Here is a 13701-nt window from a genome sequence, read left to right on the forward strand (position 1 = left end):
ATACAGACGGATTAGAGCGCAGTTTACTGACCACTCAACTCAGCGACCCGTTGCTTGGCTTGATTGTAAAGTGCGCCGCTCTTGGTCATGTTCATGACTTCGCGGTAGTAGAACAGAGCCGATTGGTTCTGGCCTTTGGCGCGGTAGAACTCAGCCACGTCGTAGCTGCGCTGGATGTCCTGACCACCTAACATGGAGAGGCGCTTTCTAGCATCAGCGGCTCGTGGGTGACTGGGGTAGCGTTGCACGAGATCATTGTAAATCTGACGTGCGCGGTTGACGTTGGCTTTGTTCTGGTTGCCACGCTCTGCCTTGATGACGAGAATTTCACCGGTCTGATAGAGAGCATCCGGGGCGTAGGGGCTGCTTGCAAAATCAATATCCACACGTTTGTAGGCTGCCATGGCTCGGTCGGCGCTACCTTCTTTCTGCCAGACTTGGCCGATGGTATACTGCGCCTTGGAGGCACTGGCTGCTTTCGGTGCGTTGTCGCGCACTTGACCGAGCATTTTTTCCACCTTGTCAGGGCTGATCCGGGTTTTCATACCGAGGAAGTTGTTTTTGATCACCCCGTTCGCCGCCGCGTGAGCCACGGCTTCCTGACGCTTGATAGCTGCCGAGTAGTGAGGGCTGGCTTGGTGATTGGTGATCAGGCGCTGATAGGCTTCGAACGCTTTGAAAAGGTCACCTTCTTTATCGAGGATCTGGCCCTCGGCAAAGGATGCCTCACCGGCCGCTTTGGAGTAGGGGTATTTTTTAGCCAACTCCTTATAAGTGGAGATTGCCTTCTTGTTGTTACCCGCTGCTTGGTAGGCCTGACCTTGGGCCAACAGGGTGTCAGCGGCAGAGGAATTGGCACCGACAGCTGAACCTCCAGCTGCATTCACCAGAGGTATATCGCTGGCATCAGGGCCACAGGAGGTGATGACGGCCAAACTTGACATCAAACCAAGGGAAAGGCTGATCCGACAAATCACTGGAGAAAAGGCTGCTTTCTTACGCATGCGTAGAAGCTAGATGGCCTCACTGGATTTGCCAAGAAGAATGCCTGAAATCATCGAGTCAGCTCTTGTATTTATCTGTCAGTGAACATGTTAGTCGAAGCAGGTGATAAAACACCTGTAACATTGTTAGTTGATCTCTGTTTTGACAAAAGATGGGGTTTAGAGCAGTTTAACTTTTTCTCAAGTTTTGATTCAGCTTACATAAAGTTTTTGAATAATATCTCGACTTGTTTACTAATTACTCCTATAGAAATGTTACCTATGAAAGCCGTAATCTCGATTCTAACCTGCTGTGCTACAGCTGTTCTGCTCAGCTCTTGTGCATCGAGCCTCAGTTCAAGCCCTACCAGATCTGCTCCAAAAGCAAGTCAGGGTGAGCAAGCCGTTGCGGAACAAATTTTTGCACTTATCAATGCCGAACGTGCCCAAATTGGAAAAAAACCACTGCGCGGCAACCGTGGATTGAACCAAATGGCCCAGAAACAGGCCGATTTCATGAGCCAGCGCTCCAGCGTAACCACCATGGGGTCGATGAACCGCTCGCAATACGCCTACCTCCGCCTGAATGTGCAGAATCTCACCGAACTGGCCAATGCCACCGCATCCAGCAACACTGCCTCGGCCGTGGTGCAATCGTGGAAAAACAGCCCGGAACACAACCGCACTCTGCGCCAGTCGTGGAACACCACCGGCATCGGTGTCAGCCAAGGAGCCGACGGCAAAACCTACGTCACCATGCTGGTCGGCGTCAGCTCTACCGGCGTGCCTCGCTCGGTGACCCCCATCGGCTGGTAAATCGCGGTCCTCTTCCATCCGGAATCTCTCATCGCTCCGGCATGTCCACTTTCCTGGGCACGCCGGATTTTTTTTATTTCCGTCCGGGCAGTCATCCGCCTATGGCTGTGGCCGCCATGCCGGATTTAGAATTTGAAAATGCCAGGAGACAGCAAGGTCACACCTTGATCGCAGGGATCGATGAAGCTGGCAGGGGACCTCTTGCCGGCCCGGTGGCTGCCGCCGCAGTGATCCTGCCGGATAATTTCACCCATCCGCTGCTGAACGACTCCAAAAAGCTCACCGAGAAACGGCGCGAGGCGCTTTATGCCGAACTGACCGAACGCGACGACATCCTCTGGGGGCTCTCCTTTGCCGATGCGGAAGAAATCGATCGCATCAACATCCTGCGCGCCACCCACGCCGCCATGGCCCGCGCCACCGAAGCCCTGACACCCACCCCCGATTTCTGCCTCATCGATGGCCTGGCGGTGCCGTCTTTTCCTTTTCCCTCGGAAGGCATTGTCAAAGGTGATGGCAAAAGCCTGTCGATCGCCGCCGCCAGCGTCATTGCCAAAGTCTCACGCGATCGCCTGATGCTGCAATACGCCGAACAATACCCTGCCTACGGCTTCGAACGCCACAAAGGCTACGGCACCAAGGTCCACTTAGAAGCCCTGCAAGAACACGGCCCATGCCCGATCCACCGCCAGTCCTTCGCCCCGGTAGCGAAAGCCACGCGGCCGCAGTAGGACCGGGTGATCCACTGAGGAAAATGGCAAGGTCACTGGCATCAAGCGACGTGCCAGCAATGACCGATGCTCCAGGAGTGACCCTGTAAGGCATACACCAGCATCCCGTAAGAACGGTTTCTCGTGTTTCAAGTGATACTCACACTCAACCGGCCTCGGCGCTCGCGAGCTGGTGGGGGTGGTGGGGGATGGTGGCTTGTTGGGCGAGGTCGAGGTTGTGGGGGTGGTGGGTGAAGATGAGGACCTGGGTTTTTTGGGAGAACTCTTCGAGAACCTTGAGGAGGGCGGTGGTGCGGGTGTCGTCGAAGGTCATCAGGACGTCGTCGAGGATGAGGGGCATCGGAGGGTGGGACTCGAGATGTTTGTCGATGGCCGCGAGGCGCAGGGCGAGGTAGAGCTGATCGCGGGAGCCTTCGGAGAGGGCGGAGGTGGCAAGCTCTTCGGCGGGGAGATCCGGCGATGCGTTCGGGCGCAGGGCGACGAGTTCGACGTTGTTGCTATCGCCGGGGCGGGCATCGACGCCGCTGAACTCACCGCAGGTCAGCTTGGCGAAATACTGCGAAGTTTTGCTAACCAGGGGACCCTGCGCTTGCTTGCGGTAGGCCTCGATCTGGGCCTTGAGGAAATCGATGGCGTGATGGAGGCTGATGAAGCGCTGGGTATCGGTGACGATTTCGGAGAGGGCATTGTTCGCCTCCTGTTGGGCATCGATGGCGGCACTGGAGGCTTTTTCCAGCTCGGACTTTTCATCGCGGAGCTTGAGGAAGGATTCGTGTCGGGCGTCGCGCTCGGACTGGCAGGTCTCGATGTCCGAACCAATCCGGTCCTCTTCTTCGGAGAGCTCTTGGGGATCTGACTCCTGGCAGGTGCTGATCAGGGCTTCCAGAGGCTGCCCTTGGGCGATGTTGACCAGCTGCTCTTCGGTATCGGCCAGGGCACGGCGTAGCGATAAGCGCTCGTTGTGCTCGAGGATGGCGGTTTCCAGTCCGTCCGGGGAGTTGAGCTTGGCGGCGCTGGCAAGGGATTGCAGCTGGGTGTTAGACTGTTCGAGCTGGGCTTCCAGCTTGGCAATGGATGCCTGAGTGCTTGCCATTTCTTGACGTAGGTCATCGGCACGGGTGGTTTGTTTACGCGCCTCGCTGAGCGACTGCCAGAGGGCCGAAACCTGCTCATCAGCAGGGGCGGTTTTCGACTCGGGGAGGATCTGGCTGACGGTTTGTTGCAGACGTTTCTGAAACTCGGTGGTCTGCTGCTGCAGCTGCTGCAGCGTAGCGGCCGCTTGCTGTTGTTCTGCTAGTTGTTTATTGAGTTCCAGATGCGCCTCGAGATGGGAGAGTGTCTGGGCCGGGCTGCCTTCCAGTTTCCATGCGGCGGTCGCCTGTTTCCATTCGTTCTCGCTGTTCGCGTAGGCCTCGGTGGCGGCGCTGAGCTGGTCTTGTGCCGGCTTGAGCTGGCTGTTGAGCTTCGCCAAATCCTGAGACAACACACTTTCCTGACCCTCAGTTTTATCGGCGCGGCGTTGGGCGCTTTCCAGATAGGCATGCAGGGTGGGTAGGTCTTTTCCGGGGAGCTTGAGGGCTGTGCGCATTTCTCCTAACAGATCCTTGTGGCCGTGTTCGGTTTCGCTGATCTGGCCTTCGAGGAGACGACATTGGCGATCGAGCTCCTGCCACTTTGCCCAGAGATCGAACCACGGCAGCAGCTCGCTGGGTGAGAGTGTGCGGCTGCTGAGGAAGCGGGTGAGATCGGTCCACTGGTCTTGCCATTCTTGCATCTGCTGACCGGCCTGCTCCAAGTCCTGGGCGAGCAGGCCGAGGGCGTGCTTTTTCTTATCGCGCTCGGCCCGGCGTTCGGCGGCGCGGGCGGTGGCATCGGCCTTGTCGAGCAACTGGTCGCCAATGCGGTCCGGCTCGATGATTTTCTGATCGAAATTCTTCAAGCGATCGGCGCTCAGGGGTTTCTCCTCGTGGAGGTCGGACTTCAGTTCCTGCCAATGCTGGTCGCGCTGACTTCTGGCCTGCAGCAGGTCCTCCTTGGTGACGATTCGGCCGTGGCTTTGTTGGAATCGGTCGAGGTCGAAATCGATGTCTGCGATCTCCTTTTCCAGACTCCGGTGGTCGCGCTGAATCTCCTTGCTGGATGCCTCCAGCTCCGCGTGTTCCTTGATGAGCTTCTCGACCGCGGGGCGCGAGGGCGGTCTGAGATCGCGAATGGCGGCGGGGTCACTGCCGGGCGAGAGTCGGCTACTCATTTGCTCGCGCTCCATCCACAACTGTTGAAGTCGGTTTTGTTTCTCAGCGAGCTGTTTGAGTTCGGCAAGCATGGCGGCGGCACGACCTAACAAGGCTTCATGCTCGGGAGGGAAGTTAGCCTCCTCGAGGGCTTCCAAGGCGCTGGACTTGTCCTTGATCTCCTGCTGCAAGTTCTGGAGTTCCTGGCGACTGGCTGCTCGCTTGTTCTCCGTTTCCCGCAGCTGTTCCACCAGTCCCTTGATCGTCGTCAGGTCGTTGCGCGTCATGCTGGGCGACTTGGCAAAGGCCTCGGCTGAAGCGTAGCCGAGCTGCGACAGCGCAAACTCTAACTGCTTTTCTCCGATGGTCTGTTGCTGCTGTGCGGAGTCGAGCGAGCGGAGGTCGTCGAGGTGCTGTTGGATTCCTTGGTGGAGAGCTTCGATGGCAGGGGCGGCATCGAGCACCGTTTGGTGATCGGGGATGGCGGCCAGGGTCGCGCGTTGCTGCTCCAGGCTGTCACGACTTGGCTTCAGGGCGGCAGCGGACTGGGTATGGGTTGCTTGGGCCGCGCGCACCCGCTGTTGGAAATCGTCTGCAAGATCGGGCAATTGGATGGCATTCAGGCGCGTGAGCTTTTGCTCCCGACTGGCGATCAGGGGCAAGGCGGTGAGGATCTTGCGGATTTGATCGTGGCGCTGGCGCAGCTTGCGGAGTTCGGCATCGGCTTCCTGGAATGCTTGCTCCGAATGCGCGAACTCCTTTTCCAGGGTTCTCCATTGGTTGGCGGAAATGCTCGCCTCCTTGGCTTGTTTCTCGGCATCCTTGTAGCGCTTGATTGCCTCGGGGATGCGAACATTTTTCCGTGCCCCACCTTTGGCCAAGGACTGAGCTTCCTGCTCGAGTTGCTCAATCGCCTTATCGATGCGTGTTCCACCCAAGCTGGCGGAGAAGAGAAGAGTGCCGATTTCGTTAGAGCCCGAGAGCAAACTCTCCGCCCCTTTGCGCAGGCTCTCGGTGCTGAGGCCGAACATGTGGTTGAAAAAGTCCTCATTGATCGGGCCGAGGATACTGAGCAACTCGCTATCGGGGATGACCTTCGAGTCCGAGCCAACCAGGGTGTTGGCCCGACCTTTCTTGCGGAAAAATTGCAGTGAGCTGTCACCGCGGGTGATCTCGGCGCCGATCAGCATCTTTTTGTAATCGTGGACAAAATCATCCGTGCTGCGTGTGGGGATACCGAACAGCAGGTTGTTGATCCCACGTAGCAGGGAGCTTTTTCCTGCTTCGTTAGGGCCGTAGAGCAGGTGCAAATCCGAGTCCTTGTTAGGGAAATCTAACTTGAACTGGGTGAAGGGGCCGAATGCCGGAATGTTGAGTGAATCGAAACGCATGACGGTGCAATAAAAGGAAAAAGAAATTCAGAAAATGGGGGCTTAATCGGCGATGGTAAGAGCGTGCAAGACGATAGCGCTGACCTCGTCCTTGAGGGCATCGCGGTCGGCTTTCGACGGTGCATCGAACTGAAGCTCGCGCAGTGCTTCGGGCGGCAGCTTCGTCCGGAGCTCCGTGACTGCTGGGGGATGCTGGCTGGCATCGAGATGATCCAGGGCATCGATCACCATGGCCACGAGATCATCGCGCTGGGCGAGATCCGCGAGCTTGGTTTTGGACTTGGTTTTCAATTTGATTTTCTCCACCCAAATATTTTCCAGACCGAGATCCTCCGTGATCAGTCGGCATTCCGACTCAATGCGCGACGGCTCGGAGTGAAGGGTGCCGTGCAGTTCGGTGTGTCCTGTTAGGTTGACGCGCACGACCGCCAAACGGTCGCCGGATTTCTCGATTGCATCGTCAAAGGCAGTGCGGATGGCGTCGAAGAGCTGATCGAGTTCAGTGAGGTCCGAGCAATCGATCTCCGTCTGGTGCCAGCGCACAGTATCGAGGGCGTGGAAATCGAAATCCTGCACCTGAAGGTCGGCATCGACACGCACGAGGTAGCAGCCTTTGGGACCGGTCTCCTTGGCGTGACGCCCCTGTATGTTTCCAGAGTAAACGATGTGGGGCGACTGCTGGTGCACCTCGCGTTTGTGGATGTGGCCGAGCGCCCAGTAATCGTAGCCGTGCTGCGCCAGCTGCTGTTGGGTGCAGGGGGCGTAGTTTCCGTGACCGGCTTGATCTCCCAAGTTGGTGTGGAGCAGGCCGATGTTGAAGTGCTCGGCCACGGGAGCAGGGTAGGATTCTGCGAGGTTCTCAGTCACCGACGGAGTGGCGAAACTTTGGCCGTGGATGCTCACCGGGTGTCCCTGCACCGTGACGGTCGCAGCTTTGCCGCTTTTAAAATGATGCACGTTATCCGGTAGGGTGAGCGCCTTGGTAATTTTCGACTCGGCATCGTGGTTGCCGGAAATCAGATAGACGGGGATCCCGGCCTCATCGAGTCGGCGCATTTCGCGGATGAAAAAGAGTCCAGTGTTGTAGTCCTTCCAATCGCCGTTGTAGAGATCGCCAGCGATCAGCAGGAAATCGATTTGTCGCTCGATGGAGAGATCGACAAGATTCGTCAAGGCGGTCCGGGTGGCATTGCGAATGCGCTCAACCGGAGCGTCCTGATACTGGGAAAGACCGGTGAGGGGACTATCGAGGTGGATGTCTGCGGCGTGAATGAAAGTGAACATGATGAGGCAAGGATGAAGACGAGTCGTGGACCGAGTATGGTCGTTTTCGGCTGAGGGTATAGATTGTTTTTACTCTCTGGCGAGATTGCTTTGGGTCAGTAATGACTGTGGCGGATGTCGAAACTAACAGACAGGGGTGGGACAAGGGCTGGGGCAGGGTGTGCAGCCGCTGACTCGTTGATGCCCGAAAGGGACAACACAGAGAGAAAGAGACATGGCTACTCGCTCAATGCGCCGGGCAACCATTCGCGTTCTTCGACTTTCTCCACCTGCGGTTTGACGTTCATGGTAAGACACAGATTACGCGCCAGCGCGCGGATTGCCTTTCGGTCAGGTTTGCCGTCGGTGCCTTTGAGTCGGGAGGGAGATGCGAGGAAACCGCCTCCACCGCCACTCATTTGATAGATGTGTGCACGAAACAGGCGGGCCTCCGGCACGGCTGCCATCCACGGCTGCAGGATCGACCTGATCAGGTTCTCCCGCCTGGGGTCGTCACGCAAGAGCTTCTTCCCAAGTCGGATCTCGATTTCCACCACGCCGTCCTTGTAGCTCAGGGGCGACGACGAGCTGCCGGCACACATGCGGATCAATTTTTCACGGTAGGCGTAGTCCGGGTGTAAGCGAAGCAATGCCTGGTATTCGGGGGATTCTTTCGAGGGGGTAGCATTCATGTTGGCATCATACCGTAAGGGGTAGGACAGATCGTGGGTGAGGTTTCATTGACCTGTCGAAAACCCTATGTTAGGTCATGATGCATGAGTGGATTCAGTGGTGGAGGAAAGGTGCAAATGAGAAGGATTTACGCGATTGTGGACGCTGTCAAAGGAGGCGGCTACCCGAACTGCCGTAGTCTGGCCGAGCGTTTGGAAGTGACTCCCAAAACCATCCAGCGCGATATCAATTTCATCCGCGACCAGCTCGCCCTACCGTTGGAATACAATCAGACGATGCACGGTTACGAATTCACCAGCGACGTCAATCAGTTCCCTGTCTTTGAAGCTCAGGTGGAAGACCTTGCGGCCTTGTTTCTGGCCCGGCATGCGATGAAAAGCGTCAAAGGCACGAAACTGGCGGAAGCCTTGAAACCTGCCTTCGAGCGACTGACCAAACAGCTCGACGGCAAAGTGAACATGAACTGGAGCAGCATCGACCAGGTATTCACCGTCAAGGAAACCGGTGTGGTGGACGCTGACCTCACCCTCTTTGGCAAACTTGCCGAGGCGGTGTTGAATGGTCATGAAGTCAGCTTTCTCTATCGAAAACTCGGTGATCAACAATCGATCAAACGTCGGCTACAACCTTATCACGTGGGAGAAATCGACGGCGGCTGGTATGTCGTGGGCCACGATGTCATGCGCAACGGTCTCCGCACCTTTGCGCTCCAACGCATCAAGGGACTGAAGGTTCTCAAGGCACACTTTCAACGACCCGCGGACTTCCAGATCGGACGCCATCTCGGGGGCAGCATCGGCGTCTGGGATCATCAGGAAAACGAGCTGCAAGAAGTGGTGGTGGAAGTTTCCGGCTGGGTAGCCCGCATCGTCCAGGAGCGGCTGTGGCATCCATCGCAAACCACCCGAGTGCTCGACGAGCGCGGCGAGAACGTAGAGCTCCGCATGCGGCTGGGGAATCTGGAGGAGATGAAACATCTGATCCTTAGCTGGGGAGCCTCGGCCAAGGTGCTCGCTCCCAAGGCCTTGCGTCATGCGGTCCGGGAAGAAGCTGCGGGGGTGGTAGAAATCTACCGAGCATGAACTCACATCAACGACGGAGAAACTTCAAATATCTAGACACAAAAAACCGCTATAAGCTATTAACTTAAAGCGGTTTAAAAAAATGGCGGACCGACAGGGATTCGAACTCTGTGTGCCCTACGATCTAGCCCTGATTCTAAAAAGGGTGACGAGCTAACAGATTGGCAATCATCCCTTATTTCATCCCTCAAGGCTGGGTCTAGCTGCCCGTTGTTGGGTGAAATTGTCGAGCTTTGGCCAAATCTTAGCGACGAGATCAAGGGCGCGATTCTAGCCATAGCTAGGACAACAGGAAAGGGGACTAGCGAGTGAGTCCCCCAGATGAAAAAGGGGGAGCCAGTGCTGTAACACCGACGCCCCCGAATAAAGTTCACTCCGTAGCAGGAAATAAGAACTCGCCCAAAGTTTACCGCCTTTCTCGGCAGGGTCAAGATTCTGAGGATTCAACGCCACAGGAACAGGGAGAAAAAGCCCCTCCATTGGCCGATGTGGATGCACGCGGTAGCGGGCGCCGCACGGCCAAGGAGGGCTTTATACCAGAGTCTGAGCGTCAATACCTCGAAATCGTGGCCAAACGCTCAGGAGAGGAAATAGACGAGGAGACATTTCAGAGAAAACAACAGGATCGCGAAAAGCTCAAGGCTCAGTCTGTGGCTATTGCTGACAAGTTAGAATCGGTAAATGTTCGGGCATATGGCGATTCTAAGATAACCTTGGTTGGATTGATCTCGGGTATTGAAGAGGAGTTGATCGACTTTCGAAACATCGTTTTTATTCCGATGGTGGCAAAACGTAAACGGGCAGCAATGCTAGCTGACCTGGAATACTTCGTGCAGCGTCATCGGTTTTCCCGCATGTGGGTGATGACCAGCGGAACAAGAGTAACGATTCCAGAAGTAAGAGAGCGCATGCTGCATACGCACCGCAGAATATCGAAGCTGAACCACACCGCCTTCATGAAGTCTAACGAGGCGAGTATTGTGTTCCGTTCTTCTGAGCTGGGATCGATGGAGCGTATCAATGGGGAGGCAACTTTTCATATTCACTGCCACCTTATCGTCTACCTACACAAAAAACTGACCCGTGAACAATGGAGCGAATTGCTCCGACGTGTTCGCAAATGGTGGAAATTTCATTTCAAGGACGCCAAGCAAATCCAGATGGCTAGGGAAGCGTGTAAGTATGTGGTGAAACCCAACGACCTCGAAAAACTTTCAGCGGAAGAACTCAAAGCACTCTATGAGCAGCTTTTTAAGATGCACATTGTCCAGGCACTCGGACCACTCAAGCTTCAACGCAAGGAAACAGGTGAAAACGAGATTAAGCTAATCCACGAGAAGGTGGGTGATAAATGGAAACTTAAGCCGATCCTAAATTGGAATAAAAGCAAACGTAAAACAAGACCAGACGAAGGGTATCAGGAACCGCCACGAGATAATATCATAGCAACTATGCTGCCAGCTCCATATTTTGCCCAACAGTCTGAGCCGATTGCTATAGTATTGAATCGTCAAGGTGGTGATTTATCGAAAAAATCGAGAGTGCAAAGGATCCATGATGCAGCAAAGAACCAATTGAAAACTTAAAATTTTGAGCATTATAAATTGGCCGGAGAAGTATAATTGATCGTCCAGTCTTTAGAGCTATTATTTGGCTATGGAATCCGAAATTATTGAGATAGCTAAAGCCACCCAAGAAGTCGCTAAAGTAGGAAATACAGCTATTGAAGCCGCTGTCAAACTAGGGACGTTTCTTGCGGAAGCAACAAATGAACCCAGGCATCTTATGGTTAATATCGTCACCGAAAGGTTGAAATACATTTGTTATCAGCAGCAGCAAAGCTTACTTAACAAATTGAATGCTCAAGTGAGTAGACGCGGAATTCAAGGTAATATACGAATTGTATCTCCTAAGCTGGCAATACCGATCATTGAATACGCTACACTCGAAGAAAATGATCAGCTTCAAAGTATTTGGGCTGAACTATTGGCTACGGCTATGGACCCCAACCACCTTGGGGAAATACGATCTGCTTTTATCGACATCATACGACAGCTTGAGGTTATAGATGCTAATATTTTATCTGAGTCATATTCTGAATACTCAAACATCTCGAGAGAAAGAGTTCATGGACAGGCCCCGAGCGCTTCTTGGGTCTCTCCTACAGAATATGAAATTGATTTAACCACTCTCCATAGTCACGGTAATACTCGATCTTTAGAATTTGAAGCTTCGATAGATAACCTAATGAGATTGAGGTGTATAACACCCTATTCATCGAACTCTCCGCATTATACTGTAATTGCAGGTGAACTTGGAACAAGAGATTACCCTGATCCTAGTCGCTACGAATCTGTTTGTCTGACCTCTCTGGGCGTAGCTTTTATTCAAAGCTGTCTAACTAAACATTCGGAAAAAAATTGCGCGCAGCCTCTGAATTCGTGATTGGCAGACGCGGACGAGAGTCTCCGCATAAACTCTGTGCCTAGCCTCCTGCGTCTGACAATTGCGGGGGCAAGCGAAGCGCGGCAGGATTTTCTCTTGTGGTGTATTTGGTCGTGATAGGGCGGCAGCCCATTTAAGTTCACACTACTACCATAACTGTCCTTGTTTTCGAGGCAGCAAATCGCAAAAACTTTACACTGGGTAAAATATATATTTACAGGGCGTAAACTTGGGTGTAGTTGTCCATTCATGACTACAGCATTTCCGTATGTAACAGTGCCCGAGGAGCTAGAGGCTGTCTTTGGCGATTTCGATGAAGAAACTAGGTCTTACCATGCTCACGGTGAAGAAAGCCAAAGGGGATACTGGTATGACGTTTTAACTAGTTATTTTGGCGGGGTGATTCCGCCAAGTGAGGTTGGCATGTTTGTTCCCGTGTCGAGGCCAGCGATTCACAATCGCATTAACTCAGGTCGTTTGACCACCTTTCATTTCCACAGCACCCCAGCTACGAAGGGATTGTTTTTTAACAAGAAGGAGGCACGCGATAGTGCCTACGTGTATGTGCCAATCCGTGAGTGCAAGGCATGGGCTGGAGTCGTTAAGGATAAAATGAAACGCCTGGGGCATGCCACAGTTGAGAGTATTGAAGCTGAAAAGCCTGAATGGTTTTATAATGTGCAGCAATTTCTAGACCCTGATGGGTTCCGTTCTGAATTTGAGCAGGAAGAGCAAGAGCAAGCCGTGCGAAACGAATTAGAACGTAAAGAATATGAAGCTGAAAAAAGGAGAGAAGCTTATGAGCAAATCTAGACAATACCTAACTATTCCCGAGGTGGCTGAAATCATGAGATCCTCGGACAAGACCGTGAGGCGTAGAATCGCTGCTCGCAAGTTGACTCACTACAAGGAGGGCGGTCGAATTCTGGTATCCGCTGCCGATGTCGAGCGTTACATGGAAGAGCATAGAAAGGTTGCTACAAGGTGAGAGTGTTCAAACAAAAAGGGTGTAAAACATACCGAGTCCGCTTGTCGATAGATGGTCAGCTTTTTGATGAGCCACTTAAAACGCGAAATCACGAGGTCGCAGTTTCCCGTGCACGTGAATTACGCAAAGAAAAGGAAATGGAGTTAGCCGGGCTGCTCAGTCCGAAAGTAGAACGTGACACAGCAAAAACGCCATTGCTTGAACTGCTAGAAAATTGGGTTTCTGTTGGGCTTCCTCCTGACGTCACAAAAGCACATCGAACTAACTCGCTGAATCGACCTAGCAAGATCATCGAAGAATGTGAATGGCGGTATGTTAGAGATATCACAGCGCAGAGCTTTGAAGCGTGGCGAGTCAAGTATCACCGTGATATTGGGTGGACTCCAAAAACGCTCAATGACTACCTTTCGCATTTGCGCACATTTCTTGAATGGATGGCTGAGCGTGGAATGATCGGTTTCAACCCCCTGAAGTCCGTTAAGCTGCTCAAGAATCACAAGGGGGACTCTATGCGAGCCTTTACCTTGGATGAGCTAGCACAGCTCGTAGAGGCAGTGCCAGTGTATCGGTCTTGTCTTTATCGAGTCGCTGCTTTTACAGGTTTACGCCGCAAGGAGCTGAAGACACTTAAGTGGAACCGAGTTAACCTATCTGGGAAATGTCCAAGCATCGAGCTTGAGCCAGATAAGACCAAGAACAGAAAAGGCGGCACACTGCCGTTATTACCTGATGCATTGGAAGCAATTCAGGCTCTTCGTGAATTAGCTCCTGCTGATACGGAGCTGGTGTTTTTCGAAGGAGTCACACAAATGACTCGTTTTCGTAAGGACCTGGAGCTTGCTGGTGTCGCTGAATTCGACTCTAGAGGCAGGGGGCTTGTGTTCCACACATTCCGTAGAAGTTTGGCAACTATGCTCTCTAACGTCGACGTACCACCTAGAGTAGCCATGCAGCTGATGAGGCATGCCAGCATGAACCAGACCTACGAGGTTTACACCGATTCAAACCTACTCGAAATCCAGAGAGAACTTGAAAAAGTGCCTACTCTAAAATCATCCCTTATTTCATCCCTTTCTAC

General features: G+C 53.6%; 11 protein-coding genes and 1 pseudogene. 8 read left to right on the forward strand and 4 right to left on the reverse strand.

Annotation, left to right across the window (positions count from 1 at the left end; all coding sequences use genetic code 11):
• Window positions 1–23 precede the first annotated feature (23 nt).
• The gene (locus JO972_RS12280; RefSeq protein ID WP_309490354.1) at window positions 24–1004 is read right to left on the reverse strand and encodes a tetratricopeptide repeat protein; all 981 of its coding nucleotides are present in this window, start codon (window positions 1002–1004) and stop codon (window positions 24–26) included.
• Between the two features lie 261 nt (window positions 1005–1265).
• On the opposite strand from JO972_RS12280, the gene JO972_RS12285 reads away from it, so the two are divergent.
• Window positions 1266–1799, forward strand: coding sequence for a CAP domain-containing protein (locus tag JO972_RS12285; RefSeq protein ID WP_309490355.1), 534 nt, complete (start codon window positions 1266–1268; stop codon window positions 1797–1799).
• Between the two features lie 116 nt (window positions 1800–1915).
• Window positions 1916–2530, forward strand: coding sequence for a ribonuclease HII (locus JO972_RS12290; protein WP_343221590.1), 615 nt, complete (start codon window positions 1916–1918; stop codon window positions 2528–2530).
• Between the two features lie 145 nt (window positions 2531–2675).
• On the opposite strand, the gene JO972_RS12295 is transcribed toward JO972_RS12290, so the two are convergent.
• The 3 genes from JO972_RS12295 to JO972_RS12305 form a co-directional block, all read right to left on the reverse strand.
• The gene (locus JO972_RS12295) at window positions 2676–6152 is read right to left on the reverse strand and encodes an AAA family ATPase (RefSeq protein ID WP_309490357.1); all 3477 of its coding nucleotides are present in this window, start codon (window positions 6150–6152) and stop codon (window positions 2676–2678) included.
• A 42-nt stretch (window positions 6153–6194) separates the two neighbouring features.
• Window positions 6195–7436, reverse strand: a complete 1242-nt coding sequence (locus JO972_RS12300) for a metallophosphoesterase family protein (RefSeq protein WP_309490358.1) — start codon at window positions 7434–7436, stop codon at window positions 6195–6197.
• Window positions 7437–7654: 218 nt separating this feature from the next.
• A complete protein-coding gene (locus tag JO972_RS12305; protein WP_309490359.1) occupies window positions 7655–8107 on the reverse strand; it encodes a hypothetical protein in 453 nt (150 codons plus the stop codon).
• An 84-nt stretch (window positions 8108–8191) separates the two neighbouring features.
• Here JO972_RS12305 and JO972_RS12310 point away from each other — a divergent pair, with 84 nt between their 5' ends.
• From JO972_RS12310 to JO972_RS16850, 6 genes and pseudogenes are all read left to right on the forward strand, one after another.
• Window positions 8192–9190 (forward strand): helix-turn-helix transcriptional regulator, encoded by a 999-nt coding sequence (locus JO972_RS12310; protein WP_309490360.1) that lies wholly within the window; start codon window positions 8192–8194, stop codon window positions 9188–9190.
• Between the two features lie 308 nt (window positions 9191–9498).
• The gene (locus JO972_RS12315) at window positions 9499–10776 is read left to right on the forward strand and encodes a rep family protein (protein WP_309490361.1); all 1278 of its coding nucleotides are present in this window, start codon (window positions 9499–9501) and stop codon (window positions 10774–10776) included.
• Window positions 10777–10846: 70 nt separating this feature from the next.
• Window positions 10847–11635 (forward strand): Abi-alpha family protein, encoded by a 789-nt coding sequence (locus JO972_RS12320; protein WP_309490362.1) that lies wholly within the window; start codon window positions 10847–10849, stop codon window positions 11633–11635.
• A gap of 249 nt (window positions 11636–11884) precedes the next feature.
• Entirely contained in the window at window positions 11885–12448 is a 564-nt protein-coding gene (locus JO972_RS12325; RefSeq protein ID WP_309490363.1) for a hypothetical protein, read from the forward strand.
• Window positions 12435–12623, forward strand: a complete 189-nt coding sequence (locus JO972_RS16845; RefSeq protein ID WP_425498314.1) for a helix-turn-helix domain-containing protein — start codon at window positions 12435–12437, stop codon at window positions 12621–12623. Before JO972_RS12325 ends, JO972_RS16845 begins: the two co-directional genes overlap by 14 nt.
• 509 nt (window positions 12624–13132) lie before the next feature.
• Window positions 13133–13618 (forward strand): annotated as a pseudogene (locus JO972_RS16850) (tyrosine-type recombinase/integrase); the annotation flags it as partial.
• Between the last annotated feature and the right edge of the window lie 83 nt (window positions 13619–13701).

Source organism: Oceaniferula flava (assembly GCF_016811075.1).
Taxonomy (GTDB): domain Bacteria; phylum Verrucomicrobiota; class Verrucomicrobiia; order Verrucomicrobiales; family Akkermansiaceae; genus Oceaniferula; species Oceaniferula flava.

Excerpts from the sequence above, each read along its gene's own strand:
- JO972_RS12280 (WP_309490354.1), bottom strand. The coding sequence starts at position 1,004 with ATGCGTAAGAAAGCAGCCTTTTCTCCAGTGATTTGTCGGATCAGCCTT.
- JO972_RS12285 (WP_309490355.1), top strand. The coding sequence starts at position 1,266 with ATGAAAGCCGTAATCTCGATTCTAACCTGCTGTGCTACAGCTGTTCTG.
- JO972_RS12290 (WP_343221590.1), top strand. The coding sequence starts at position 1,916 with ATGCCGGATTTAGAATTTGAAAATGCCAGGAGACAGCAAGGTCACACC.
- JO972_RS12295 (WP_309490357.1), bottom strand. The coding sequence starts at position 6,152 with ATGCGTTTCGATTCACTCAACATTCCGGCATTCGGCCCCTTCACCCAG.
- JO972_RS12300 (WP_309490358.1), bottom strand. The coding sequence starts at position 7,436 with ATGTTCACTTTCATTCACGCCGCAGACATCCACCTCGATAGTCCCCTC.
- JO972_RS12305 (WP_309490359.1), bottom strand. The coding sequence starts at position 8,107 with ATGAATGCTACCCCCTCGAAAGAATCCCCCGAATACCAGGCATTGCTT.
- JO972_RS12310 (WP_309490360.1), top strand. The coding sequence starts at position 8,192 with ATGAGTGGATTCAGTGGTGGAGGAAAGGTGCAAATGAGAAGGATTTAC.
- JO972_RS12320 (WP_309490362.1), top strand. The coding sequence starts at position 10,847 with ATGGAATCCGAAATTATTGAGATAGCTAAAGCCACCCAAGAAGTCGCT.
- JO972_RS12325 (WP_309490363.1), top strand. The coding sequence starts at position 11,885 with ATGACTACAGCATTTCCGTATGTAACAGTGCCCGAGGAGCTAGAGGCT.
- JO972_RS16845 (WP_425498314.1), top strand. The coding sequence starts at position 12,435 with ATGAGCAAATCTAGACAATACCTAACTATTCCCGAGGTGGCTGAAATC.